29 protein-coding genes are annotated in these 25592 nt (G+C 59.2%); 22 read left to right on the top strand and 7 right to left on the bottom strand.

Annotated elements, in window-relative coordinates; translation table 11 throughout:
- The first annotated feature begins 8 nt into the window (after nucleotides 1–8).
- Together Q8X51_RS03505 and Q8X51_RS03500 are read left to right on the top strand one after the other, a co-directional pair.
- Nucleotides 9–1226, top strand: a complete 1218-nt coding sequence (locus Q8X51_RS03505) for an argininosuccinate synthase (RefSeq protein WP_012722490.1) — start codon at nucleotides 9–11, stop codon at nucleotides 1224–1226.
- 588 nt (nucleotides 1227–1814) lie between these two features.
- Entirely contained in the window at nucleotides 1815–2447 is a 633-nt protein-coding gene (locus Q8X51_RS03500; protein ID WP_027604587.1) for a response regulator transcription factor, read from the top strand.
- 84 nt (nucleotides 2448–2531) lie between these two features.
- On the opposite strand, the gene Q8X51_RS03495 is transcribed toward Q8X51_RS03500, so the two are convergent.
- The 4 genes from Q8X51_RS03495 to metG form a co-directional block, all read right to left on the bottom strand.
- Nucleotides 2532–2714 (bottom strand): PA3496 family putative envelope integrity protein, encoded by a 183-nt coding sequence (locus tag Q8X51_RS03495; protein ID WP_027604586.1) that lies wholly within the window; start codon nucleotides 2712–2714, stop codon nucleotides 2532–2534.
- 107 nt (nucleotides 2715–2821) lie between these two features.
- Nucleotides 2822–3460, bottom strand: a complete 639-nt coding sequence (nth, locus tag Q8X51_RS03490) for an endonuclease III (protein ID WP_098480306.1) — start codon at nucleotides 3458–3460, stop codon at nucleotides 2822–2824.
- 135 nt (nucleotides 3461–3595) lie between these two features.
- Nucleotides 3596–4558, bottom strand: coding sequence for an electron transport complex subunit RsxB (rsxB, locus tag Q8X51_RS03485; RefSeq protein ID WP_065926524.1), 963 nt, complete (start codon nucleotides 4556–4558; stop codon nucleotides 3596–3598).
- A 114-nt stretch (nucleotides 4559–4672) separates the two neighbouring features.
- Entirely contained in the window at nucleotides 4673–6724 is a 2052-nt protein-coding gene (metG, locus tag Q8X51_RS03480; protein WP_074844076.1) for a methionine--tRNA ligase, read from the bottom strand.
- Nucleotides 6725–6896: 172 nt separating this feature from the next.
- On the opposite strand from metG, the gene apbC reads away from it, so the two are divergent.
- Nucleotides 6897–7991 (top strand): iron-sulfur cluster carrier protein ApbC, encoded by a 1095-nt coding sequence (gene apbC / locus Q8X51_RS03475; protein WP_027604582.1) that lies wholly within the window; start codon nucleotides 6897–6899, stop codon nucleotides 7989–7991.
- Between the two features lie 496 nt (nucleotides 7992–8487).
- Here the strand turns inward: apbC and fdxA are convergent, their stop codons facing one another.
- From fdxA to Q8X51_RS03460, 3 genes are all read right to left on the bottom strand, one after another.
- Nucleotides 8488–8811 carry a ferredoxin FdxA gene (gene fdxA / locus Q8X51_RS03470; RefSeq protein ID WP_027604581.1) on the bottom strand — a complete coding sequence of 108 codons (324 nt, stop codon included), beginning with the start codon at nucleotides 8809–8811 and terminating at the stop codon, nucleotides 8488–8490.
- Between the two features lie 142 nt (nucleotides 8812–8953).
- Nucleotides 8954–11545: a DNA mismatch repair protein MutS gene (gene mutS, locus Q8X51_RS03465; protein ID WP_065926522.1), complete on the bottom strand. Its 2592-nt coding sequence runs from the start codon at nucleotides 11543–11545 to the stop codon at nucleotides 8954–8956.
- 203 nt (nucleotides 11546–11748) lie between these two features.
- Entirely contained in the window at nucleotides 11749–12075 is a 327-nt protein-coding gene (locus Q8X51_RS03460; RefSeq protein WP_065926521.1) for a DUF2388 domain-containing protein, read from the bottom strand.
- 213 nt (nucleotides 12076–12288) lie between these two features.
- Here Q8X51_RS03460 and Q8X51_RS03455 point away from each other — a divergent pair, with 213 nt between their 5' ends.
- From Q8X51_RS03455 to Q8X51_RS03365, 19 genes are all read left to right on the top strand, one after another.
- The gene (locus Q8X51_RS03455; RefSeq protein WP_083221282.1) at nucleotides 12289–13023 is read left to right on the top strand and encodes a LexA family transcriptional regulator; all 735 of its coding nucleotides are present in this window, start codon (nucleotides 12289–12291) and stop codon (nucleotides 13021–13023) included.
- A gap of 596 nt (nucleotides 13024–13619) precedes the next feature.
- A complete protein-coding gene (locus Q8X51_RS03450) occupies nucleotides 13620–13964 on the top strand; it encodes a phage holin family protein (RefSeq protein ID WP_027604569.1) in 345 nt (114 codons plus the stop codon).
- Nucleotides 13965–13984: 20 nt separating this feature from the next.
- Nucleotides 13985–14500 carry a hypothetical protein gene (locus Q8X51_RS03445; RefSeq protein ID WP_065948866.1) on the top strand — a complete coding sequence of 172 codons (516 nt, stop codon included), beginning with the start codon at nucleotides 13985–13987 and terminating at the stop codon, nucleotides 14498–14500.
- Between the two features lie 3 nt (nucleotides 14501–14503).
- Nucleotides 14504–15115 carry a phage baseplate assembly protein V gene (locus Q8X51_RS03440; protein WP_330214353.1) on the top strand — a complete coding sequence of 204 codons (612 nt, stop codon included), beginning with the start codon at nucleotides 14504–14506 and terminating at the stop codon, nucleotides 15113–15115.
- A 9-nt stretch (nucleotides 15116–15124) separates the two neighbouring features.
- Nucleotides 15125–15457: a phage baseplate protein gene (locus Q8X51_RS03435; RefSeq protein WP_315871455.1), complete on the top strand. Its 333-nt coding sequence runs from the start codon at nucleotides 15125–15127 to the stop codon at nucleotides 15455–15457.
- The gene (locus Q8X51_RS03430) at nucleotides 15454–16449 is read left to right on the top strand and encodes a baseplate J/gp47 family protein (protein WP_407693196.1); all 996 of its coding nucleotides are present in this window, start codon (nucleotides 15454–15456) and stop codon (nucleotides 16447–16449) included. The genes Q8X51_RS03435 and Q8X51_RS03430 overlap by 4 nt, the downstream gene beginning before the upstream one ends.
- Nucleotides 16446–17075 (top strand): phage tail protein I, encoded by a 630-nt coding sequence (locus Q8X51_RS03425; protein ID WP_315871457.1) that lies wholly within the window; start codon nucleotides 16446–16448, stop codon nucleotides 17073–17075. The genes Q8X51_RS03430 and Q8X51_RS03425 overlap by 4 nt, the downstream gene beginning before the upstream one ends.
- Nucleotides 17076–18506 (top strand): phage tail-collar fiber domain-containing protein, encoded by a 1431-nt coding sequence (locus Q8X51_RS03420; RefSeq protein ID WP_315871458.1) that lies wholly within the window; start codon nucleotides 17076–17078, stop codon nucleotides 18504–18506.
- A 3-nt stretch (nucleotides 18507–18509) separates the two neighbouring features.
- Entirely contained in the window at nucleotides 18510–19070 is a 561-nt protein-coding gene (locus Q8X51_RS03415) for a DUF4376 domain-containing protein (protein ID WP_315871459.1), read from the top strand.
- A gap of 87 nt (nucleotides 19071–19157) precedes the next feature.
- Nucleotides 19158–19349, top strand: coding sequence for a hypothetical protein (locus tag Q8X51_RS03410; protein ID WP_315871460.1), 192 nt, complete (start codon nucleotides 19158–19160; stop codon nucleotides 19347–19349).
- A gap of 2 nt (nucleotides 19350–19351) precedes the next feature.
- The gene (locus Q8X51_RS03405; RefSeq protein ID WP_315871461.1) at nucleotides 19352–20518 is read left to right on the top strand and encodes a phage tail protein; all 1167 of its coding nucleotides are present in this window, start codon (nucleotides 19352–19354) and stop codon (nucleotides 20516–20518) included.
- Complete coding sequence (locus Q8X51_RS03400; RefSeq protein WP_315871462.1) at nucleotides 20518–21024, top strand: phage major tail tube protein; 507 nt, start codon at nucleotides 20518–20520, stop codon at nucleotides 21022–21024. The genes Q8X51_RS03405 and Q8X51_RS03400 overlap by 1 nt, the downstream gene beginning before the upstream one ends.
- A 50-nt stretch (nucleotides 21025–21074) precedes the next feature.
- Complete coding sequence (locus tag Q8X51_RS03395) at nucleotides 21075–21647, top strand: phage tail assembly protein (protein WP_407693197.1); 573 nt, start codon at nucleotides 21075–21077, stop codon at nucleotides 21645–21647.
- Between the two features lie 128 nt (nucleotides 21648–21775).
- Nucleotides 21776–22915, top strand: coding sequence for a hypothetical protein (locus Q8X51_RS03390; protein ID WP_407693198.1), 1140 nt, complete (start codon nucleotides 21776–21778; stop codon nucleotides 22913–22915).
- Nucleotides 22915–23298, top strand: a complete 384-nt coding sequence (locus Q8X51_RS03385; RefSeq protein WP_315871465.1) for a phage tail protein — start codon at nucleotides 22915–22917, stop codon at nucleotides 23296–23298. Before Q8X51_RS03390 ends, Q8X51_RS03385 begins: the two co-directional genes overlap by 1 nt.
- Complete coding sequence (locus Q8X51_RS03380; protein ID WP_027604555.1) at nucleotides 23291–23503, top strand: tail protein X; 213 nt, start codon at nucleotides 23291–23293, stop codon at nucleotides 23501–23503. Before Q8X51_RS03385 ends, Q8X51_RS03380 begins: the two co-directional genes overlap by 8 nt.
- Nucleotides 23504–23512: 9 nt before the next feature.
- A complete protein-coding gene (locus Q8X51_RS03375) occupies nucleotides 23513–24523 on the top strand; it encodes a phage late control D family protein (RefSeq protein WP_407693199.1) in 1011 nt (336 codons plus the stop codon).
- 22 nt (nucleotides 24524–24545) lie between these two features.
- Nucleotides 24546–25103, top strand: a complete 558-nt coding sequence (locus Q8X51_RS03370; protein WP_065926517.1) for a glycoside hydrolase family 19 protein — start codon at nucleotides 24546–24548, stop codon at nucleotides 25101–25103.
- Nucleotides 25091–25591, top strand: coding sequence for a lysis system i-spanin subunit Rz (locus Q8X51_RS03365; RefSeq protein WP_407693200.1), 501 nt, complete (start codon nucleotides 25091–25093; stop codon nucleotides 25589–25591). The genes Q8X51_RS03370 and Q8X51_RS03365 overlap by 13 nt, the downstream gene beginning before the upstream one ends.
- The last annotated feature ends 1 nt before the right edge of the window (nucleotide 25592 follow it).

Raw genomic sequence — 25592 nt, 5'->3', positions numbered from 1 at the left:
GTGATGGCATGGCCGACGTAAACAAGGTCGTTCTCGCGTATTCCGGCGGCCTGGACACTTCGGTGATCCTCAAGTGGCTGCAGGATACTTATAACTGTGAAGTGGTGACCTTCACCGCTGACCTGGGTCAGGGCGAAGAGGTCGAACCTGCACGTGCCAAGGCGCAAGCCATGGGCGTGAAAGAGATCTACATTGACGACCTGCGCGAAGAATTCGTCCGCGATTTCGTCTTCCCGATGTTTCGCGCCAACACTGTCTACGAAGGCGAGTACCTGCTGGGTACTTCCATCGCACGTCCGCTGATCGCCAAGCGCCTGATCGAAATCGCCAACGAAACCGGCGCTGATGCCATTTCCCATGGCGCCACCGGCAAGGGCAACGACCAGGTGCGTTTCGAACTGGGTGCCTACGCGCTCAAGCCCGGCGTGAAAGTGATTGCCCCCTGGCGTGAATGGGACCTGCTGTCCCGTGAAAAGCTGATGGATTACGCTGAAAAGCACGCGATCCCGATCGAGCGTCATGGCAAGAAAAAGTCCCCGTACTCGATGGACGCCAACCTGCTGCACATCTCCTATGAAGGCGGCGTGCTGGAAGACACCTGGACCGAGCACGAAGAAGACATGTGGAAATGGACCGTCTCCCCGGAGAACGCTCCAGACAAGCCGCAATACCTGGAACTGACCTACCGTAATGGCGACATCGTCGCGCTGGACGGCGTCGAAATGACCCCAGCCACCGTATTGGCGACGCTGAACCGTATCGGTGGCGAACACGGCATCGGTCGCCTCGACATCGTCGAGAACCGCTATGTGGGCATGAAGTCCCGTGGCTGCTACGAAACCCCGGGCGGCACCATCATGCTGCGTGCCCACCGCGCCATCGAGTCCATCACCCTGGACCGTGAAGTGGCTCACCTCAAAGACGAGCTGATGCCCAAGTACGCCAGCCTGATCTATACCGGCTACTGGTGGAGCCCTGAGCGTCTGATGCTGCAACAGATGATCGATGCTTCCCAGGCCCACGTGAATGGCGTTGTGCGTCTGAAGTTGTACAAGGGCAATGTGATCGTTACCGGCCGTAAGTCGGATGACTCGCTGTTCGACGCCAACATCGCCACTTTCGAAGAAGATGGCGGCGCCTACAACCAGGCCGACGCAGCGGGCTTTATCAAGTTGAATGCATTACGCATGCGCATTGCTGCCAACAAAGGTCGTTCGTTGTTCTGAGTGTCAAGCCGGTTGTAAAAATGGCCCCTTGTTCAAGGGGCCATTTTTTTGTCTTGAATTCTTGATTAAGTCCACTTTCTTTAAACTTGTTTAATCAGTGTTTTTGATGATGGGGACGCTGGTTTTTTGTCGGGGGAATGTTTTTTATCATTTGTGTAGGAACCAGTCTTACAGATAATTCACTCATGTAGGTGCGAGGAATATGTAAGAAGCCAAAAATTCTGTAGGAAATAAGGATGTAAGTAAATATGTTAAATGGAACTGAAACTACCGATTTTTCTCTGCCAGCTCCGCTACCTGCAGTCGACAGGCAAGGGGCATTTCCTGATAGTTGCGTGCGGCACGTTTACCTTATCCCCTGGGGGGGCTGGAAATTTCACTCAAAATATGTGAGGTCCCGGAAAGTTCTGAAGGGCCTCATAAAACTGGAAACATCTGTATCGGTGTTTTTTTGTAGGGCGTTTCCTTTATCTCTGTGGGTTGGGTCTCTGCTTGCTGTTGCTCGGGGGGGAACGCTATGCCAACTAGGAAACGACTAGGCTATTGTGTTTGCTCTAAATAATTCGAACAGCGAAATTGGACTTTCTCATGAATAAAGTGCTGATCGTAGATGATCATCCCGTCATTCGTCTTGCTGTGCGTATGCTAATGGAGCGTCATGGTTATGAGGTCGTTGCAGAGACCAATAACGGTGTCGATGCGTTGCAACTTGCGCGGGAGCATATGCCGGACATTGTCATACTGGATATTGGGATTCCCAAGCTCGATGGCCTGGAAGTTATTTGCCGACTTTCGTCTACCAAGCAGGCTGTCCCGTTCAAGGTCCTGGTGCTCACCTCCCAGGCTCCAGGTCACTTTTCGATGCGTTGCATGCAGGCGGGTGCTGCTGGCTATGTGTGCAAACAACAGGACCTGACTGAATTGCTCAGCGCGATCAAGGCGGTGTTGTCGGGCTACAGCTATTTCCCAAACCAGGCACTCAACTCGGTACGCTCCACCATGGGCAATGCCAGTGAGGCCGATATGGTCGAGCGTCTGTCCGGCCGGGAGATGATGGTGTTGCAGCAGTTGGCCCGGGGCAGGACCAACAAGGAGATTGCCGACGGTATGTTTCTCAGCAACAAGACCGTCAGCACCTACAAGACTCGTCTGCTGCTCAAGCTCAATGCCCGCTCTCTCGTGGACTTGATCGAGCTGGCCCAGCGTAACGGCTTGGTATAGGTGAGGGCACAGCACTGCGCATAGGCCGTACAACCGGCAGAAAAAAGCCTCCGACAGGGAGGCTTCCGGCCGTCGACCGCTTGATCAGAGGTCGAAGTCGTAGTCGGCCAGTTGTTTTTGCAAGCGTCGTTCTTCCAGAAGGTTGTCGATAGTACGGCGTTTGCTCAGATTGGTCTTGGCGACCTCCGCCACAGGTGCTTCCACGCCATCGTCCTCCGATTCAACGAGGTCGTCTTCCACATCCAACTGTTCTTTGTCAGTGCTCATAACGTTAACTCCGGAGTAAGACTGCCGTTGGCGCTCCTTATAACGATAATCCATGAATGGGTAAAAAAGATTTTTTCAATCGACTGATCGAGAAAACCAATGAACCCTCAATCGTCCGACGTCTTGTCCTTGTATTCGCACAGGTCTTCAATGCGGCAGCTGCCGCAGCGCGGCTTGCGGGCCTGGCAAACATAGCGTCCGTGCAGGATCAGCCAATGGTGGGAGTCAAGCAGGTACGGTTTGGGCACGAACTTCATGAGCTGCTTTTCCACTTCGACCACGTTCTTGCCGCGGGCTATTCCGGTTCGATTACTGACCCGAAAAATATGGGTATCCACGGCCATGGTGAGTTGCCTGAATGCGGTGTTGAGCACCACGTTAGCGGTTTTACGGCCCACCCCCGGCAGGGCTTCCAGTGCTTCGCGGGTTTCTGGCACTTCGCTATTGTGCCGTTCTATCAGCAAGCGGCAGGTCTCGATGATATTCTTGGCCTTGCTGTTGTAGAGGCCGATGGTCTTGATGTACTCCGATAACCCGTCCACGCCCAGGGCGTAAATCGCCTCTGGCGTGTTTGCCACGGGATACAGCCTGGCCGTGGCCTTGTTGACGCCGACGTCCGTGGATTGGGCCGACAGGATCACTGCAATCAGTAACTCGAACGGCGAGGAGTAGGCCAGTTCGGTCTTGGGTTCCGGATTGTCTTCGTGAAGCCTGCGAAAAATTTCCAGGCGTTTTGCGGCGTTCATGGGGCGGAAGGTTCCTTTCGGGCAGTCAGCGTAGTTTCGAATAGTGGGTCCAGGCCTGGAGTCCTGCGAGCAGGACAACCCGACGATATCAATGTGGTGTCGGCGATGGACTGTAACAACCCCCAGGATTATTAGTCATGTGCCATGGGCGTCTACTTGGCGCTGCGCATCATCGAGCTTGTGTTGCGCGTCGGCTAATTGTTGCGGATCCGCCTGTTGGTCGAGGGCTTTCTTCAACTCGGCCCGGCGCATCGCCAATTGGATTTTGGCGCGCTTGAGGTCGGCGTTGTTGACGGCAGGCAGCGGTGTCGCGGGTGTGTGATGCTGGCCCAGGGCTGCCAACGCCTGCTCCGCTGCCTCGAACTGCTGTTGCAGGGCGATCAGTTGGGATTGTTGTTCAAAGGTCGGCGGGTGCCCAAAAGCCTGCAAGGATTTGTGCAATTGGGCGCGGCTCATGGCCACGTTGATCTTGGCTTTTTTCACCTCCGCATCCTGGGCGGCTCGCGCTGCGTCAAGTGGCAAAGGGGGAGTTGGTGCTGAACGCTGAGGCCGCGCCACACGTTGGGCAATCCTGTGCTCTTCTTCCCGTTGCAGGCGCGCATTGCGTTGTTCAAAGCGTTGCCGGGCACGGTCGCGCTTGAAATCTCGTTCACGGCGTTCGTTTTCGTTCGCTGCCAGGCCGCCGACGATCGGCAGCCCTGTGACCAGTGGGCGTAACTCAATGCAGTCGACGGGGCAGGGCGCGACGCACAGGTCGCAACCGGTGCACTCATCGATGATAACGGTGTGCATCAACTTGGCGGCGCCGACAATCGCGTCCACCGGGCAGGCCTGGATGCATTTGGTGCAGCCGATGCACTCGGCCTCGCGGATGTAGGCGACCTGGGCCGGGGCGTCCCCACGGCTGGTATCCAGCTCCAGAATGGGTACACGCAGTAATAGCGCAAGGCCGGTGATCGTCTCCTGTCCTCCGGGTGGGCATTTGTTGATTGCCTCGCCCCGCGCGATACCCTCGGCGTAAGGCTTGCAGCCCGGGTGCCCACATTTGCCGCATTGTGTCTGCGGCAGCAGCGCGTCGATACGTTGAATCAGATTCATGGAGTGATCATTGGCGTGCCGGTTGAACAAACAGGGTTTGATTATCCGGCAAGCGAGAAGGGGGGACTAGTTGAAAAGCCCCGTCGCCGAAACGACAGGGCTGTTTTGCAGCGCTTACTTGATACGTTGACCCGGCTTGGCGCCGCTGTCAGGGCTCAGCAGGTAGATCTCTTCGCCGCCAGGGCCCGCCGCCATCACCATGCCTTCGGAAATACCGAACTTCATTTTCCGCGGCTTGAGGTTGGCAATCATCATGGTCAGGCGACCATTGAGCTTGGATGGGTCCGGATAGGCGCTCTTGATTCCGGAGAACACGTTGCGTTGTTCGTCACCAATATCCAGGGTCAGGCGCAGCAGTTTGTCGGCCCCTTCCACGGCTTCGGCCTTGATGATCAGCGCCACGCGCAGGTCCACGGCAGCAAAGGCGTCAAAGTCGATTTCCGGGGAAAGCGGGTCCTTGGCCAACTCGCCGTTACCGGCCGGTTTCGATTCGCCGGTATCGGTCTGGCTGGCGGCCAGGTCTTCTTTCGATGCGTCGGTCATTGCCTGGACCTTGACCGGGTCGATCCGGGTCATCAGAGGCTTGAATTCATTCAACTGATGGTTGCTGAGCAACGTGGCGTGGTCGTTCCAGGTGAGCGGGGCGACATTGAGGAACGCCTCGGCGTCGGCGGCCAGCAATGGCAGCACGGGCTTGAGGAAGATCACCAACTGGCGGAACAGGTTGACGCCGGTGGCGCAGATCGCCTGGACCTCTTCCTGCTTGCCTTCCTGCTTGTTCAGCGACCAGGGGGCCTTGTCGGCAATCCAGGCGTTGGCGCGGTCGGCCAGGCCCATGATCTCGCGCATGGCGCGGGCAAAGTCGCGGGCTTCATAGGCGTCGGCGATGCTTGGGGCGGCAGCCAGGAACGCGTCGGTCAGTTCCGGCGCGGCGTTCTCGGCCACCAGCAGGCCGGCGTTGCCTTTGTGGATAAAACCGGCGCAGCGGCTGGCGATGTTGACCACCTTGCCAACCAGGTCCGAGTTGACCTTCTGGACGAAGTCTTCCAGGTTCAGGTCCAGGTCGTCGACGCCACGGCCCAGCTTGGAGGCGTAGTAGTAGCGCAGGTATTCCGGCGACAGGTGGTCCAGGTAGGTGCGTGCCTTGATAAAGGTGCCACGGGACTTGGACATCTTCTGGCCATTGACCGTCAGGTAGCCGTGTACCGCGATGCCGGTTGGCTTGCGGTAGCCCGAACCTTCGAGCATGGCTGGCCAGAACAGGGCGTGGAAGTTGACGATGTCCTTGCCGATGAAGTGGTACAGCTCGGCGGTGGAGTCCTTGCCCCAGAACGCATCGAAGTCCAGCTCCGGCGTACGGTCGCAGAGGTTCTTGAAGCTGGCCATGTAGCCGATCGGCGCGTCCAGCCATACATAGAAGTATTTGCCGGGCTCGCCTGGGATCTCGAAGCCGAAGTACGGTGCATCACGGGAGATGTCCCACTGTTGCAGGCCTGCATCCAGCCATTCGGCGATCTTGTTGGCCACGGCGTCCTGCAGGGTGCCGCTGCGGGTCCAGGTTTGCAGCATCTGCTGGAAATCCGGGAGCTTGAAGAAGAAGTGCTGGGAATCCTTGAGTACCGGGATGGCGCCGGAGATAGCCGAGCGCGGGTTCTTAAGGTCAGTCGGTGCGTAGGTGGCACCGCATTTTTCGCAGTTGTCGCCGTACTGGTCTTCAGTGCCGCATTTCGGGCAGGTGCCCTTGATGAAGCGGTCGGCCAGGAACATTTTCTTTTCCGGGTCGAAATACTGCGTGATCGAGCGCGTGGCAATGTGCCCGGCGTCCTTCAAACGCAGGTAGATCTGGCTCGACAGCTCACGGTTTTCGGCGGAGTGGGTCGAGTGGAAGTTGTCGAAATCCACCAGGAACTCGGCAAAGTCGGCGCTGTGTTCAGCCTGCACATTGGCGATCAGCTGTTCCGGGGTGATGCCTTCCTTTTCGGCGCGCAGCATGATGGCCGAACCGTGGGCGTCGTCCGCGCAGACATAGATGCATTGATTGCCGCGATGCTTCTGGAAGCGCACCCACATATCGGTCTGGATGTACTCAAGCATATGGCCAAGATGGATGGAACCATTGGCATAGGGCAGGGCGCTGGTGACGAGGATCTTGCGTGGCTCGGACATGGGGCTCGGCTACTTGATGAAACGGAGGTCGGCCACTATAAAGCGCCGGGAAATTTATTTCACCCCGTGGTGCTGTTTCAGAATCTTCCGCACCTGCGAAAGCATGCCGTAACGCTGCTGGAACGGTTAGGATAGCCGCCTGTTTCAGTCAGTCTTTTTTCGGGAGTTGCCCATGAGCGCCGTCAATCGCGCAGCGGTGGAAGCCGTTCTTCGCCAGTACACCGACCCCTATTTGAACCAGGATCCGGTCAGCGCCGGCTGTGTACGCGCCATCGAGGTCCAGGGTGACCAGGTCTCGGTCCAGCTGGAGCTGGGTTATGCCGCCGGCCTGTTCAAGAGCGGTTGGGCGCAGATGCTGCAAATGGCCATCGAGGGCCTCGACGGCGTGCGTGCGGCCAAGGTCGACATCCAGTGCGTGATCGCCCCGCACAAGGCCCAGGCGCAGATCCCGGGCCTGGCCAACGTCAAGAACGTGGTGGCAGTCGCTTCCGGCAAGGGCGGCGTGGGCAAATCCACCACCGCAGCCAACCTGGCCCTGGCCCTGGCCCGTGAAGGCGCGCGCGTGGGTATTCTCGACGCCGATATCTACGGCCCGAGCCAGGGCGTGATGTTCGGCATCGCCGAAGGCACGCGGCCGAAGGTCAAGGACCAGAAGTGGTTCGTGCCGATCGAGTCCATGGGCGTGGAGGTCATGTCCATGGCGTTCCTGACCGATGACAACACGCCGATGGTGTGGCGCGGGCCGATGGTCTCCGGCGCGTTGCTGCAGTTGGTCACCCAGACCGCCTGGGGCGACCTGGATTACCTGGTGATCGACATGCCGCCAGGCACCGGCGATATCCAACTGACCCTGGCACAGAAAGTCCCGGTGGCCGGCTCGGTGATCGTGACCACGCCCCAGGACCTGGCGTTGCTGGACGCCAGGAAGGGCGTGGAGATGTTCCGCAAGGTCAACATTCCGGTGCTGGGTGTGGTGGAGAACATGGCGGTGCACATCTGCTCCAACTGCGGCCACGCAGAGCATCTGTTTGGTGAAGGCGGTGGCGAGAAGCTGGCGACCCAGTACGGCGTTGAACTACTGGCCTCGTTGCCATTGTCGATGGGCATTCGTGAACAGGCCGACGGCGGCAAGCCCACCGTAGCGGCAGAGCCCGATGGCCAGATCGCCATGATCTACCAGGAATTGGCTCGCCATGTGGGCGCCCGGATCGTCCTGCAGGAAGCGGCGGCCCCGGCAATGCCGACCATTACGGTCAGCGACGACTGAACTCGCTGAAGGACAAGAAGCCTCGACTTGTCGGGGCTTTTTCTTGCCTGGAGATCGGTCAATGGGTTTCTTTTACGCTTTTACGCAATGGCGCGCGTAAGCATTCGCTTACTTTCTCGTAAGTGTTTGGTTTTTTTGCCGGGCGTGTGCGTCTCTAATCCTTGAGGGAGTTTTCTATCTAATTGAAATATAACAATTATTTATCTTTGTCTGGGCGCTGGAAACTGTCAGTGCCAAGTTTGGATCCCGTTGAACTTCCCTCGGAACTCTCTAACATCAGCCCTGTGTCCACGGATTGACACAGCCATCAAGGAACGATGGTTGAAGGAACGTCGCAGGATGCGATTCATCAGGATGATGAAAAGGAACACAGGGACTAGGGAAAAAATGTGGGCGGGTCATACCGCCCCTTTTTTCGTCTATAGAAAAGTGAATGCGTTCCCCGGAACGCAAAAAAGGCCCTTGAAGGGCCTTTTTTTGTTGGGCAGCGGCGCTTTTAGCGCTCTAGTTGCTCAATCTTGTTGGGTTTGCCATCCCATTCGGCGGCATCCGGCAACGAGTCTTTCTTCTCGGTGATGTTTGGCCAGATTTCAGCCAATTCAACGTTCAACTGAATGAACTGTTCCATGCCCGCCGGGACTTCGTCCTCGGAGAAAATGGCGACGGCCGGGCATTCAGGTTCACACAGGGCGCAGTCAATGCACTCGTCCGGGTGGATGACCAGGAAGTTCGGGCCTTCGTAGAAGCAGTCCACCGGACACACTTCTACGCAGTCGGTGTACTTGCACTTGATGCAGTTGTCGGTGACGACGAAGGTCATTTCTAATTCTCTCCTCAGGCGGCGGCAGCGAAACCCTTTGTGGTAGGGCTCGCGAGGTTCGGGAGCGATAGTCTGCAGGCCAGGCTAAGAGCCAGCAGCATCCCAAACCGCGCGAGAGTCTATCAGCTTGCAAGCGTGAGCGTTATATCCGAGTCTTCAGTGCATATAACATTTCCAGCGCTTTTCGCGGCGTCAAGTCGTCCAGGTCAAGCTTTGCCAATTCATCCAGCACCGGATGGGGCAGGCTGGCGAACATATCGCTCTGGTGCGGCGCAGCAGGTTTGCGGCTGGCCTTGGCAGGGCTGGCCACCACGGTTTCATGGGGCAGGGCCGTGGTTTCCAGGCGGCTGAGGTGCTCGCGGGCACGGGTGATCACGTCGTTCGGCACGCCGGCCAATTGCGCCACGGCCAGCCCGTAACTCTGGCTGGCCGGCCCTGGCAGCACGTGGTGCAGGAATACGATGCGCTCGTTGTGCTCGGTGGCATTCAGATGCACGTTGGCCACCAGCGGCTCGCTTTCCGGCAGCACCGTCAGTTCGAAGTAGTGGGTGGCAAATAGCGTATAGGCACGCAGATGCGCCAACCGTTCGGCCGCCGCCCATGCCAGGGACAGGCCGTCAAACGTACTGGTGCCGCGACCCACTTCGTCCATCAGCACCAGGCTGCGCTCGGTGGCGTTGTGCAGGATATTCGCGGTCTCGCTCATTTCCACCATAAAGGTCGAACGGCCACCGGCCAGGTCATCGCTGGAGCCGATCCGGGTGAAGATGCGATCCACCAGAGACAGCTCGCAACTGGCTGCCGGCACAAAACTGCCGATATGCGCCAGCAGTACGATCAACGCGGTTTGACGCATGTAGGTGGATTTACCACCCATATTCGGACCGGTGATCACCAACATGCGCGTATCATCGTCCAGCGACAGGTCGTTGGCGACGAACGGCGTGGTCAGCACCTGCTCCACCACCGGGTGGCGCCCCTGCACGATGCGCATGCACGGCTCGCTGACAAACCGTGGGCAGTTCAGGTCGAGATTCAGCGCCCGTTCGGCGAGGTTGCTCAGCACATCCAGCTCCGCCAGGGCGGCGGCGGTGTCCTGCAGCGGCGCCAACTGGCTGATCAAGTCTTCCAGCAACGCCTCGTAGAGCATCTTTTCCCGGGCCAGGGCACGGCTCTTGGCCGACAGCGCCTTGTCTTCAAACTCCTTCAGCTCCGGGGTGATAAAACGCTCGGCACCTTTGAGTGTCTGGCGGCGTTGATAGTCGATGGGCGCCGACTCGGCCTGCTTACTCGGCAACTCGATAAAGTAGCCATGCACGCGGTTGTAGCCCACCTTCAGGTTGGCCAGGCCGGTGCGAGCTTTTTCGCGGGCTTCCAGGTCGATCAGGAACTGCCCGGCGTTTTCGCTCAGGGACTGCAGTTCGTCCAGTTCGCTGTCGTAGCCGGTCTTGAGCACGCCGCCGTCACGGATGATCGCCGGCGGGTTGTCGATAATGGCCTTTTCCAACAGCGCTGCCAGTTCCGGGTAGGTACCGGCCGTTACGGCGAGCTGTTGCAGGTGCGGCGTATCCAGTTCGGTCATTGCCACTTGCAGTTGCGGCAGGGCGCTGAGGGCATCGCGCAGACGCGCCAGGTCACGGGGTCGCGCATTGCGCAGGCCGATCCGCGCCAGGATGCGCTCGATGTCGCCGATTTCCTTCAGCTGCGGCTGCAGCTTTTCAAAGCGATAGCCGTCCAGCAGGCAGGTAATCGACGTCTGGCGCGCCTGCAGCACCGTCAAATCCCGCAACGGACGGTTCAACCAGCGGGTCAGCAGACGGCTGCCCATGGCAGTTTGGCAGCGATCGACCACCGATTGCAGGGTGTTGTCACGCCCGCCGGACAGGTTGGTGTCCAGTTCCAGGTTGCGACGGCTCGCGCCATCGAGCACCACGGTGTCGTCCAGGCGCTCATGGCGCAGGCTGCGCAAATGCGGCAGGGCGGTGCGTTGGGTTTCCTTGGCATAGCTGAGCAGGCAACCCGCAGCGCCGATGGCCAGGGTCAGGGTTTCGCAACCGAAGCCTTTAAGGTCCTGCACCGAGAACTGCTGGCATAGACTTTTCAGTGCCGAGTCACGCTCGAAATCCCACGGCGCGCGACGCTTGGTCCCACGGCGTTTTTCCGCAGGCAGATCCTTCGGCCAATCATCCGGGATCAACAACTCCACCGGGTTGATGCGCTCCAGCTCCGCCAGCAGGTTTTCCCAGCCCTTGATCTCCAGCACGCTGAAATTGCCGCTGGTGATGTCCAGTACCGAAAGCCCGAACAAGCGCTCATCGCCCAGCACCGCAGCGATCAGGTTATCGCGACGCTCATCCAGCAGCGCCTCATCACTCACCGTCCCCGGCGTAATAATGCGCACCACCTGGCGTTCCACCGGGCCCTTGCTGGTGGCCGGATCGCCGATCTGCTCGCAGATCACCACCGATTCGCCCAGCTTCACCAGCTTGACCAGGTAACCCTCCAGCGAGTGGTAAGGAATCCCGCACATCGGAATCGACTGCCCCGCCGACTGCCCGCGCGCGGTCAAGGTGATGTCCAGCAACTTGGCGGCCTTCTTCGCGTCTTCATAGAAGATCTCGTAGAAGTCGCCCATGCGATAGAACATCAACTGATCAGGGTGCTGGTTTTTCAGGCGCCAGTACTGCTGCATCATCGGGGTGTGGGAGGACAGATCGGACGTGTTTTTACTCATTGGATAATAGGCAAATTCGTTGAAAGGAGTGGGGCAAAGGTGGGGCGCTCGGCCCTGCTGATTTTGCAATGGCTGCAAGGTTAACACGCGAGGTCGGCCCTTCGCAGGTCGCAAACGGATAGGTAAAACGCAAAGTGGGATGGCGCATTTGTTTAAATGCGCAGGGACGTGTCGCTATTGGCGCGCAGCCGAAAATGCCTCCCTCAGTACGATGAGGCGATCGCCTTGGCCAGTTGCATGTCGGACATAAGAGGCGAGGCGTAGGTCGCGCGATAGTACCGAGATGCCTGTTCGAACTCAGCACCGCGGATCTCGCCGTCCGAACCGATAAAGGCGAGGGCATCGGTTTTGGAGGATGTGAAAAGCTTTGGCGCATCGGTCGTGAGAACGCTGGCTCCCCCAATCAGGATGGTGGGCACGAACGTCGTGTACATCAGCGCTTTATCGAAAGGGTTGGCGTTTTCAGCCGCCGCTACCGGGTTGCCGATCACTGCCACGGCAGCGATCGCCAGAGTCTTCCATGAGCCCATTCTTCGATGCTTCCATTTCTGTGAGAGGCCGCACGATAGCAGAGGCGGTCCCTTTGCAGATATAAGGCGCTGCCGAGCACAATGAATCCCGCGCTGAAGATGCGCTTTCGATTGAAGCAGGTCCACTGAAAGGTATTGCGAGTGCATAATTAATGCATGAATGATGCAAATTAGCATTTGCCAACCCCAAAAACTCCCGTCACTATCGCCGCTATGCAAAAACGCAACGTTTCTATCGTCTTAAGAGAACTGCTGGACCGCGACCGGATCTCCCCCACGGAGCTTCACCGGCGTACTGGCGTGCCTCAATCCACGTTGTCCCGGATTCTCAGCGGCAAGATCGTTGATCCGTCGGATAAACACATCTCGCGTATCGCCGAGTACTTCCGCGTCAGCACCGATCAACTGCGCGGGCGTGCGGCGGTGGGGGCTTTGCGCGATGACGGGCGCGACCCGACGCATTCGGAACTCAAGGATATAAGCCTGTGGGACGATGACACCCCCGTTAATGATGACGAGGTGTCGATCCCCTTTCTGCGCGAGGTTGAATTGGCTGCTGGATCAGGAAGATTCGTCATCGAGGAAAGCGAGAAGGCCAGCCTGCGTTTTGGAAAGCGCAGCCTGCGACATAACGGTGTGCAGTTCGACCAGGCCAAGTGTGTGACGGTGCGCGGCAACAGTATGTTGCCGGTACTGCGCGACGGCGCGACGGTCGGCGTGAATGCTGGCAAAAGTGGCATCGGCGACATCGTCGATGGCGACTTGTATGCCATCAATCACAATGGCCAGCTGCGGGTTAAACAGCTCTATCGCCTGCCTTCCGGGATTCGCCTGCGCAGTTTCAATCGCGATGAACACCCGGATGAGGACTACAGCTTCCAGGATATCCAGGATGAGCAGATCAGCATCCTCGGTCATGTGTTCTGGTGGGGGATGTACGCCCGTTAACCTCCTTGCGTAAGAGAGAGCCCGCCATCGAGCGGGCTTTTTTTCGCCCGTGGAAAATCGCCAAACCCTTTGCCCGCAAGGCATGAAATGCATCAGTGCATTATCATGGTAAAATAAATGCATTTGTGCATTGACTGTATATGCATACATGCATATCCTTCATCTCAAGCCAGCCAACAAGGCCTGGTGGAGGCGGCAAGGATGCTGCCAAGGAAGACAAGGAAGGCACGCAACATCGGCAAGGACGCCATCAGAGCGATGGCAGGGATGCCAGGCAACACCGGCAAGGATGCCGACGCTCTTTAGTGACACCGCTTCAGCAACAGGCAGCGATGAACCGGCCTTAACGGTTCAGAGGGTTGGCAACTGACCCGGGTGTGCAGCGTAAAGCACCAGAAGCAGTTATCCGGCAGACAGGGATCGTGGTCGGAAAAACATCGAGGAAAGATCCGTACCGCGCCAGTAGCGCCGAAAGATCGACGCTGGACCGCATTACTGAAAAGCCTGGGCAACCGGGCTTTTTGGAATGCCTACCTATACATGGATTTACCCAAAAGCCGGTGCGTTGCCGGCATTGCTCAGCCAGGAGGCGTGACATGACAAACGAGCAGCAAGCGTTAGCGGAAATGCCTATCTGGCTGGTGATCGCACTGGCGCTGATTGGCGGCGTATCCGGCGAAATGTGGCGTGCCGACAAGGAGGGTGCCCGCGGCTGGTCGCTGGTCCGGCGTCTGGCCCTGCGGTCCGGGGCGTGCATGGTCTGCGGGGTTTCGGCATTGATGCTGTGCTACGCCGCCGGCATGTCGATCTGGACCGCCGGCGCCATTGGTTGCCTGACGGCCATGGCCGGCGCAGACGTCGCCATCGGCCTTTATGAACGCTGGGCGGCCAAGCGCATCGGGGTCAACGAAGCGCCGACATCCCGCTCGGATCAGCAGTAACTGCTGCAAGGACGCAACTGATGACACTTATCGAAAAACCCTCCCAACTGCCTGTAGCCATTGAGGGGGCGCTGAAGCGTGCCTTCCCACAATTACAGGTAGGCAACCACCAGGACGTTGGCGGCGCCGGGGATCACACTGGCGTGCTGATCAGCGTGGAACGCAACGGCCCCGGTGTGCGTTCCCGTGAAGGGCGCAAGGCGCATGCCTTGTCGGTATCACTCAGGGTTACGGTCGCCAGCGCGGCGGCGCCTTTTGACGCGTGCGACCTGGCCAGCCAATTGATGGACCTGGCGCTGGATAACCGCTGGGGCCTGCCGTCGGACCAGTGCGATTTACCCACGGCCGTCGTCGCGGCGCCCTCTGGGCTCGCCAGCGCCGAAACGGACTACGACACCTGGACCGTGTCCTTCACCCAAACCCTCTATCTCGGCCCGTCGTTGCTCGAAGACCCCACCGGCACACCGCTGTTTGCCCGCACCTGGGAAGTCTCGGACATCGACGATCCGGATCAATATCGGCCCCTGCAGGAGTAGTCCATGTTCGACGCATTGTTACGCATGCAACTGGGGCCGATTGTCGAGCGCCTGGCGGAAATGGAAGCCCAGCTCGAAGACCTGTATCGACGCGCGGACAGTTTCTGCCGCATTGGCGTGTGCCAGGAGGTCGACGCTGCCAGCAATACCTGCAAGGTCAGCCATGGTGAGTTGCTTACCCCGGCGATTCGGTTCTTCAACCCCAGCGCCGGTGCGCAGACCGAAACCCGTATTCCGTCGGTGGGCGAGCAATGCCTGTTGCTCAACTACGGCGGTGGGGAAGGGGGCATGCAGTCTGTGGCGCTGTTCGGGCTGAACAGTAGTCTGTTTCCACCGGTGTCCAGCGTGGCCTCGCTGACCCGGCGGCGCCATCAGGATGGCACCCAAAGCGACTACGACGATGCCAGCCACACCTTCAACTGGATTAACGGCCCAACCATGTTCAGCGGATCCCGCGAACAGGTCGACGTCAAGGTCGGTGCTGCCAGCCTGACCCTGAGCGCCCAGGGCATCACCCTGCAACTCGGCACCACCGGCCTCTCGCTGGATGCCGCCGGTGTGCATTTGAGCGGCCCGCTGGTGGATCACCAGGGCCGCGTGATCAGCCGCGCATAAGGATTTGCCATGATCGGAATCGATAGGAACACCGGGGCAGCCGTCGATGACTGGCTGCAATTCGTACAGCGTGCCACCCGAGCGCTGACCACCCCCTTGGGCACTCGCCAGAAGCGCCCGTTGTACGGCTCGATGATCCCGCAACTGCTCGGCCAGAACCTTGGCGATGACCTGTTGATCCTCGCCCAAAGCCACGCCGCGCAAGCGTTCTACAACAGCCAGAACGGCATTGTCGACTTCCAGCCCCAGGTCATCGTCGCCACCCGCCAGGGCGCCGGGTTATTGCTGCGTTTTGCCGGCACCTGGAAAAACCGACAACAATCCTTCGAGGTCGTGACATGAGCATGCTGATCCCAGGCCAGAACCAACTGGCGGAGCCGGCGATTATCGCGGTCGATGAGTTCGAACCACTGCTGGCGGAGTTCAAGGCGTTTGTCGTCGACTACGTCGCCATCCGCGCGCCGCACAGCGCGGCCAGACTCAAGGTCAGTCTCGACAACGAAAGCGAGCTGTTGACCCTGGCCCTGGAAGCGTTTTGCGTACGCCTGCAAACCCACGAACGCAAATATAACGCCCGCATCAAGCAGATGCTGGCGTGGTGGGCCACCGGCAGCAACCTGGATGCACGCCTGGCCGATATGGGCCTGGAACGCCAAGTGCTCGACCCCGGCGACCCGGCGGCTTTCCCACCGGTGCCACCCACCCTGGAAAGCGACGACGACGCGCGCCTGCGCTATTACCTGGCACCCCATGCGCCGGCGGCAGGTTCGCGGATGCAGTATCGCCGTGAAGTCTTCACCCTCGGCGAGCGGCCGTCGGTCAAGGTGCAAAGCGCCACACCGGGCGTGGTGACCGTCAGCTACACCTTCGATCCGGACGGCTACGCGGCCCAGGTCAAGGATGGCAACGGACGGCGCACGGCGCCTGGCGAAGTAATGGTCACCGTGCTTTCAAGGGAAGGAGATGGCACGCCGTCCGCCGATTTGCTTGACGGCGTACGGCGACATTTCGCACGGCCCGATGTACGCCCTGAGACCGACCTGGTCACCGTCCAAGGCGCACAAATCCTGCCGTACAAAATTCGCGTGGTGGCCAGGATCAACGCCGGTCCGGATTCCGGACTCACCCAAGTCGCCGCGCAGAAACTGCTGCAAGGCTATGCAGAGTCCTGCCATCGCCTGGAAGGCCGTGTGGACCCAAGTTGGATCGACTATGCGATCCACAGCGCCGGCGCCGCGCAGCTGCAGATCCTCGAGCCGCTGGCGCCGATCATCAGCACGGCATTCCAGGCCCCGTATTGCAGGGGCGTCGAGGTGGAGGTGCGCACGCTATGAGTGAACCCAAAGCGAGCTTGTTGCCTGCCAACAGCTCACCGCTGGAGAAGGCTTTGGATCTGGGGTTTGGCACGTTGCTGGAGCGGGTCACCCCACCGTTTCCCGAACTGATGGACCCGGATCGTACACCCGCGGCGTTCTTGCCTTACCTGGCGGCGGACCGGGCGGTCAACGAGTGGAGTGCCACAGCCCCTGAGGTCGAGAAGCGCCTGACCGTCAAACTTGCCTGGCCCACCGCGCGCCGGGCCGGCACCCGCCAGGCCTTGGAAAATGCCGCCAAGGGCCTGCAACTCAGCCCTGAAGTGCTTGCCTGGTATGCGCAGAAACCGCCGGGCGTGCCCTACAGCTTTGCCGTACGGGCCTGGACCGAATTGCCCTACAGCGAAGCCATCGATGCCCGACTCGACCGCCGCCTGGCCGATGCCAAAAGCGAACGCGACATCCTGTCGATCTCCGTGGGCCTGAGCGCCTTCGGCCGCCACAGCATTGGCGCCGCCACGCTGTGCGGCGAACTGACCACGATCTACCCAAACGTGCTGGCGGGCGTCGAGGCCTCGGGCCGCGCCTTTATGGCGGCCGGTCTGTACAGCGTCGAAACCACCACCCTTTATCCACAGGAGCACTAAATGGCTGACTATTACACCCTGCTCACGAATGCGGGGATCGCCTACGAAACCGCCTGCAAGGCGGCTGGCGTGCCGATCAAACTGGCGCAGATTTCCGTCGGTGACGGCAACGGTGCTGTCTACAACCCCGACGCCAACGCCAAGGCGCTCAAGCGCGAAGTCTGGCGCGGGCCGCTGAATGCGCTGTTCCAGGACGAGAAAAACGCCAACTGGCTGATGGCCGAAGTCACCATTCCATCGGATGTCGGCGGCTGGTATGTGCGGGAAGCCGGACTGTGGACGGACACCGGGATCTTGTATGCCGTCGTTAAATATCCGGAGTCGTATAAACCGGTGCTGGCGACATCGGGATCGGGGAAAGAGTTTTATATTCGCTCAATCTTTGAGACCAGTAATGCGTCGATCGTGACGCTGCTGATTGATGACACGGTGGTGAAGGCAACTCGGGCTTGGGTGATGGACTACCTGGCGAAGGGGACGTATTCCAAGGCTGAGATTGAGGCGATGATTGCCAAGGCTTCGGCGTTGCCGGTTGGGGCCGTGATTGCGTTTCCAGTCGACAAAGTCCCGGTGGGCTTTTTGGAAGTTGACGGTAGCGTCCAGAGCGCCGCGGCTTACCCTGATCTGGCGAAGCTTCTTGGGGGAGTTTTCAATAAGGGTGACGAAGGGGGGGGCAATTTTCGACTACCGGAATCGCGTGGTGAGTTTTTGCGCGGGTGGGACCATGGCCGCGGAGTTGATGCCGGGCGTGCGATTGCTAGTTGGCAAGAGGATATATTCAAGTCCCACACCCATCGAATGCAATATGGGAGCTATGCAGGCGGAAGCCTTGGGGCGCCCGGGTATCAAACAGTAGGTGTTTTATCAGCCGTAGGGGTAGAAGCGACAGGCGGTGGTGAGACCCGCCCGCGAAACCTCACGGTCGTTTGGTGCATCAAGGCTTGGAGTGCGCCGATCAATCAGGGAAGTGTTGATATTGTCGCGCTTGCATCGCTAGCTGCTCAGGCGACTGAAATCGCCCAGGGTACTGCCAAGGTGGCTACTCAAATTCAGGTTGATGCTGGAGCGGACGACGCTACTTTTGTTACTCCCAAAAAGCTCAGAATGGGGGTGGCGTTTCTAGCTGCAGCCAATGGCTATTTGGCGCTACCCACTTGGCTAGGGGGGATAATCTTTCAGTGGGGTGTTACCGCTCGTCCAGCTTCTCCGGCAGATGCGGCAGTAACTATTAGCTTCCCGCTAGCTTTTCCGAAGGAGCTTTATCACATAAGTGGAAGCATTCGAGGATCCAGTGGCGCGGTAGGTGACCCTAATCATTTTTTCAGTACTTCCTTCACGCAGTCACTGACATCTTTTGTATGTTGGTTCGACGCGATTTCGGGATCTTATGATTCACTCGCCACTGCGCGCTGGTTTGCGATAGGGAGGTAACTCATGAAAGTTTTATACAGTCTGGACACAAAAGGTTTTTATAACACTGCCGTGCACGCTGATATCCCCGCGGACTCCATTGAGGTTTCACAAACGGAGTATGAGGAGTTGCTTGAGGGCCAGTCGTTTGGAAAGTTGATCACGTCAAACTCATCTGGAAAGCTTCAGTTGTCTGCTCCACCAGAGAAGAAAAAGGATTGGCCCTCCGAAATCGCGTTGGTTCGTTACAGCCATGAATTGTCTGGTGTTTCTGCTGAAGGAATAGACATCCTGACGGATCGTGATACTCAGGGAAAACTGACGGCCTGCGCTTTCAGGGCTCAGCGAAGTACGGGTTACTCCGTAGATTGGAAACTAGCGAATGGTTCATTCGTGACTCTTTCCGCCAACGAAATACTCCGCGTTGCTGAAGTTGTCGATGACTATGTTCAGGCCTGCTACTCACGGGAAAAGGAGTTGCTGTCGATCTTGGCCGAAGGAAATTTTGAAGAGTCGATGCTCCTTGAAGGATGGCCCGATAAAGCGTTATTAAAGTCGGCAAAAGTTGACTCAGACACCGCATAAACGCCCCGCACTCTGGGGCTTTTTAATGACCATAAACAACACCAAAAACCGCTCCCGCGGTTTTTTTTCGTCTGGAGATTCTCTCTTATGTCTACCCGCCAAACCTACACCGTCCTCATCCCATTCCCAACCGGAGGTGGCCATTGGTCCACCGTCGGCGAGGAACTGGACCTGCTGGACGTCGAAGCATCCGCCCTGCGCACCGCTGGCCGCCTGGAACTGACCAGCGTCCTCAACGCCACCCCGGCCAAAAAGGCCACCACCAAGAAGGCTGACTAACCATGGCTGAGGTTCTGAACTTCGAGCACAACGGCATCACCGTCAATGCCACCGAATCCCCCGAGGCCATGGGCGGCCTTGGCGACAACGTGATCGGCCTGGTCGGCACCGCGCCGAATGCCCATGCGTCGATCCCGAAAAACGCGCCGTTCCGTATCAACAGTTTCACCACCCATGCGCTGCTGGACCCTACCGGCGCGGAGTCTGGCACGCTGTTCCACGCAGTCTACCAGATCCTCAAAGTGGTCAAGGTGCCGGTCTACGTGGTGATCGTGGAAGAGGGCGCCACCCCGGCGGACACCCTCAACAATGTAATCGGCGGCAACGAGCCGGTCACCGGTCGCAAGTTGGGACTGGCGGCACTTGCAAGCGTGCCGGAAGACCTGACCATTATCGGCGCCCCAGGCTTCACCGGTACCAAGGCTGTGGCGGGTGAGTTCGCGGCCTTCGGCAAGCGCATCAAGGCCCGTGTAGTGCTGGATGGCAAGGACGCGGCGGTGGCCGACCAGGTGACCTACAGCGGTGAACTGGGCGGTGCCGACCTCGGTTTCGACCGTTGCCTGCTGGTGCACAACATGCCGTCGGTGTACTCCAAGGCGGCGAAGAAAAACGTGTTCCTTGCGCCGTCGTCCCTGGCGATCGCTGCGCTGGCCAAGGTCAAGCAATGGGAAAGCCCAGGCAACCAGGTGACGTTCGCCGAGGACGTTTCCCGGGTGGTCGAGTACAACATCCTCGACACCTCCACCGAAGGCGACCTGCTCAACCGTTACGGCGTGAGCTACTACGCCCGCACCATCCTCGGCGGTTTCTCGCTGTTGGGTAATCGCTCCATCACCGGCAAGTTCATCAGCTATGTCGGCCTGGAAGATGCCATCAGCCGCAAGCTGGTCAAGGCGGGCCAGAAAGCCATGGCCAAGAACCTCACCAAGTCCTTCATGGACCAGGAGGTCAAGCGTATCAACGACTGGCTGCAAACCCTGGTCGCCGACGAAACCATTCCCGGCGGCAGCGTGTACCTGCACCCGGAGCTCAACAGTGTCGAGAAGTACAAGAACGGCACCTGGTTCATCGTCATCGATTACGGCCGCTATGCGCCGAACGAACACATGATTTATCAACTCAACGCCCGCGATGAAATCATCGAGCAGTTCCTGGAGGACGTTCTCTAATGTTTACCAACCGAGTCAGACAGGCCATTGCGGCCACCCTTCAAGGCCTGCCGTTGTCCGCGACGGTTGAGGAATTCACTCCGCCGAAGATTGAATTCGACATGGAGCCCATGTCCGGCGGGCGCTTTATCGCCGAGGAAATGGCCAAGAGCGGCAAGGTGCTCAATGCCACTCTGGTGCTGCAAGGTGCCGGCCCGGAAATCATGCTGGCCCTGGGTGTACGCCTGGGTGATGACATCCTGCTGAACGTGCGGGAAGCCGGCCAGGATCAGGACGGCAAGACCTACTTCACCTATCACACGGTCGGCGGCAAGCTGAAATCCCTGGTCGAAGCCAAGTTGAAGATGGGCGACAAGGCTCTCACCACGCTTGAGCTTTCCTGCCGCACTTACAACCGCCTGGAAAACGGCATCCCGGTCATCGACATCGACGTGCGCACCCAGAAGTTCGTGCTCAATGGTGTAGACATCCTCGGCGATGCCCGCCGTGCGGTGCTGATGCCGTAACTCCCCGGGGGCGGGCGTGCTCGCCCCTTATTTGATCAAGGAATTGCCCCATGGCCTGGATGCCACCGCTGCACCTCCTGCTGTCTCCGATCACCGCCGACACCGGCGCGACGATCCAGCAGGTGCAACTCAAGCCGCTGTACTACGCCGCGCAAAAAGAAGCGCTGGCCCGGGCCGGTGATGACGAGGACGACCAGTTTTTCGAACTGGCGAAACTCGCCACCGGCCTGTCGGAAAAAGAACTCGACCAGCTCAAGCGCCCGGACTACGTGACCATCGCCCAATACGTACATGAAATGTCGACGCGCCCTGCGTCGTTTTTCCTCGGTGACGCTGAGCAATCGGCCCACGACCAGCCGGTCCGATTGTTGCTGCCCCTCGAGGCTGCGGGTCGCAGCCTCACCGTTCTGCCCCTGGAAATGCCCGCCCTGCGCGCCACCAAGGTGATGAAAAAACTCCCCACCAACAAAGAGCGCGCCGAGTTCATCACTGCGCATTGCACCGGCTTGATGATCCCCGACCTGGCCGGCCTGACCGTGCCCGACTGGACGCAGCTGCAGGAGCGTATCGACGATTTTTTAAATCAACCGGCGGCCTTCTTTCGCAACGCGACATCGATGTAATCCTCGATGTGGTGCCGCTGGTGTATTCGGTCAATGAAGCGGAGATCCTTGCTTGGGACGCCGCAAAAGCATTACGCCGCTACGACATCGCGATCACTCGGCTTGGCGTTAAACAGGAGTAGAGCGGGATGCAAGAGACTAAATACGGGATCAAGCTCGCCCAGGAAGACCTGCGCTGGATGTTCGGCGAGGCGGATCTGGGCAATGCACTCGCCCCGTTTTCCACACGTGCTGTGGCGCCTGTAAGCCTGGAGGCTGCATCGCACCCGCAGTTTATGCTCGGCTCTACGTTGGCCACGCTGAGTGTGGATATCAATGCTCTGACGCAGGAGCAAGTGCGGCTGCGTGAGACGTTGGAAACGCTTAATAGTACGTTGTTCATCAACAGCAATTCTTTGGCACCGAGAGAGGTCGATGTCGCCGCGGGCGCGTTGAAAAATGAGCCGAAGGCGCCGCCTGCCGATCCTTCTGCCGACGCGGGCAAGTCGGCCTTGGACACGTTATGGGACTCTGCCAAGAGCAAAGCCGCGGATAAACTTATTGATCTTGCTATCGACAAGATTGGCAAGATGATCAAAGGCCGTAAAAAAATCGGTGGGCGCGGCTCACCGCTTCGTCGTGTGTCCGAACGCACTGGTAACTGGGTAGGGGGCTCGCAAATGGGCTTTCATTCGGGAGCCCCCTTGCAAGGCTTGCAGTCCTTCGTGGGTGCAGTGCCCAGTTCGTCGAATATCCCCGCCAGTGGACTAACCGGAGTACTTGCCAAACTTGAGTCAACCGGCGTTCGCCGACTTGGCCCTCTGAAATATGCCGCCGTCGCCACTGACGTGATCCAAGGTGTCCGCAATGGTGACGCAAAAGCCGTCGGCTCAGGCCTCAGCACCGCCGGTGGCGCCTGGGCCGGTGCCTCCGCAGGTGCGGCCATTGGCACAATGGTTTTTCCCGGTGTTGGTACTGCTGTCGGTGGTGCAATCGGTGGTTTGCTGGGCAGTGAGGCGGGAGCCTGGCTCGGTAACCAATTGCTCGGCTCAAGTGATCGCCTGCCAGCGCCTGGTGCGGTGAGCAAGGAACTCAGCGGTGCGTGCACGGACAACGTGCAAGTGACCCTCGCCCCGAGCATCCAGATCACCGGTGTAAACCCCGCCGATGCCCAGCAGGTCGTCAACCAGGTGATCCAGGCGCTGCAATTTCAGTGTCTGCCGATGCTCAGCGACGCCCTCGGCATCCGACGCAATGCGGCACTGGCCGATTCTCCTGGAGGTGACTGATGCGACAACAAATGGTGCTCGGCGACTTTATTTTCGGCTTGTCTCGAGGGTTTGCCTATTCCTCGTTGGTCCGTGCCAGCGACGGCGGCTGGAGTGACCTGGCGATTATTGCCAGCAAGTCGCAGTCGCGGCAGAGCGGTCAGAAGCTGGAAAAACTCACATTCAGCGGCACGGCCATGTACGGCGTAGGCATGCAGCGCCTGGACCAATTGCGCGCGCTGCAAAATGCGCGGGCGCCGTTGCCCCTGGTTGACGGCATCGGCCGTAACTGGGGCTTGTGGCGGATCAATTCGATTGTGGAAACCCAGAGCAATGTCATCGATGACGGCACCGCCATGGTCATGGCCTGGACGCTGGAGTTGGAGGAATTCGCCAATGCGTAGAGTACGAAGTATTGCCGGTGATTCGGTCAACCTGTTGCTTTATCGCGAGGTGGGCCGTTGCGACGACACGGCGGAAGAAACCCTCTGGCGCCTGAACCCCGAGCTTGCCGAATATGGCCCGGTGCTGCCGGCCGGCGTGTGGGTGATCGTGCCTGAACTGCACGCTCGGCCCGGAGCTGTGCGACCCGTTTTGGCCTGGGATTAAGGAGGCGGCATGGCACAGGGATTTACGCCTATCGTGGAGTTTTATGGCGCCAACGCGGCGCTGCTCAATCAACGCCTGATGCGCTGGAGCCACACCGACGCCGCGGGCATTGAGACCGACCGGCTGGAGCTGACCCTCAATATCGAGGGCCTGGACGGCCTGCCCACACTGAACGGCAGGATCGGCTTGCGTGCCGGTTACCTGGAATCGGGGTTGGTGGAAAAGGGCGAGTTTGTCGTCACCCAGCGCACCCCGGTGCTGTTTCCCATGCGCTTGATGATAGTGGCCACCGCAGCGCCCTTCAGCGTGGTCGATGCAACGGGTTATCGCCAGCGTCGATCCGCCAGTTACGGTCCGACCACCCTGGGCGCGCTGTTTCGCCAACTGGTCAGTCGTCACGGCTATTCACCGCGAGTGGCGCCGGCGCTGGAGGGGATTGCGATCGCGCACATCGACCAGTCCAACGAAAGTGACATGGCGTTCATTTCGCGCCTTGCCCGCCTCTATAGTGCGGTCACTAAACCGTTTAACGAACTCTATGTATTGGCCGAAGCCGGCCAAGCCAAATCGCTCTCCGGCCAGCTGTTGCCGGAAGTGAAGCTGTCCGTGACGGATGACAATCGCCCCGATGAACAGAGCTTCATCACCGCCAAGCTCGACGAAAAATCCCGCTCGAAATACCAAGGCTGCCGTGCCAGTTGGTGGGATGTCTCCGCCGGCAAGCAGCGCGTCGTCCAGGTGGGGAATGCACCGTTCAAAACCTTGCGCCAACGCTACCAGAACGAAGCCGAAGCCCGCGCCGTTGCCGAAGGTGAACTGCGTCGTGTGGGGCGTGAAAATTTGAAGTTGCTGATCGATTGCCCGGGCAATCCATTGTTGGCCGCGGAAGGCCTGTTAGTGCTGGATGAGAGCTGGCCGTCCTATATGCAGGGGCGCTGGTCGATAAAGCAGGTGGTTCATGTCGGCGATCCGGCGACGGGATACCGCAGTTCGATCACGGCCGGTGGGTTGTCGATATAGTTACTTTTCGAGAGTAAAACCAATGGTGATAACACTCCCCCAGCTGCTTGACGTTATGCCGGATGCCCGCCTTAGAGCGGGCGTTTTTTTAATGCCCTTGAATGCGGCTTTCGTTCGTTTCGAGATCAACTGTGCGAAGCGCATCGCCGCCTTCCTCGCCCAGATTGGCCACGAATCCGCCGAACTGCGTTACGTCCGTGAACTGGGCAGCGATTACTACCTGAGCAAATACGACACCGGCAGCCTGGCCGCGCGCCTGGGCAATAGCCCCGAAGCGGATGGCGATGGCCAGTTGTACCGCGGCCGAGGACTGATCCAGATCACCGGTCGGCGCAATTACCTGGCATGCAGCCAGGCGCTGTTTGGTGATGATCGTCTTTTACGGGAGCCGATGTTGCTGGAGCAACCGCAAGGGGCGGCTGAGTCGGCCGCCTGGTTCTGGCAGGTCAATGGCCTGAATGAGCTGGCCGACAAGGACCAGTTCACCACCATTACACGGCGTATCAATGGCGGGCTGAATGGGCTGGAGGATCGCTTGCGGCTGTGGGCGCGGGCGAAGGCGGTGTTATGCGTTTCCTAGGGGCCTACCAACTGATCGGTGCTTGCCTGTTGGTGGCGGTGACCTGGCAGGTCCAGGCCTGGCGCTTGGGGGTACAGCTTGAGCGCCAGGCTTCTGCCCATGCACAGGCGCTCAGCCAGCAAAGCCAGGCGGCCTTGCATCAACAACAGGCTGAACAGGACAAACGGCTGGCCCTGGAGCAACAGCTCAGTGCCAGCGACCAACACCATGCTCGGGAGTTGAGCGATGCCCAACGTAACCAGGCTGCTCTGCGCGACCGTCTGGCCACTGTTGATGTGCGGTTGTCAGTCCTTCTCGACGCCACCGAAGCCGCCGATGGCTGCGCAGTGCCAAGTACCACCACCACCGGCGGCCTGGTTCATGCAGCCGCACGAGCCCGACTTGACCCGGCGCATGCTCAGCGAATTATCGGCATCACCGATGCCGGCGACCAAGGACTGATCGCCTTGCGCGCTTGCCAGGCGTATGTGCGCGCTGTCGCCCGCTAAT

Source organism: Pseudomonas sp. Yb2C2 (genome assembly GCF_052112325.1).
Classification (GTDB): domain Bacteria; phylum Pseudomonadota; class Gammaproteobacteria; order Pseudomonadales; family Pseudomonadaceae; genus Aquipseudomonas; species Aquipseudomonas marginalis.
Note: the sequence above shows the minus strand (reverse complement) of the source record. Positions and strands in the feature narration are given on the sequence as shown.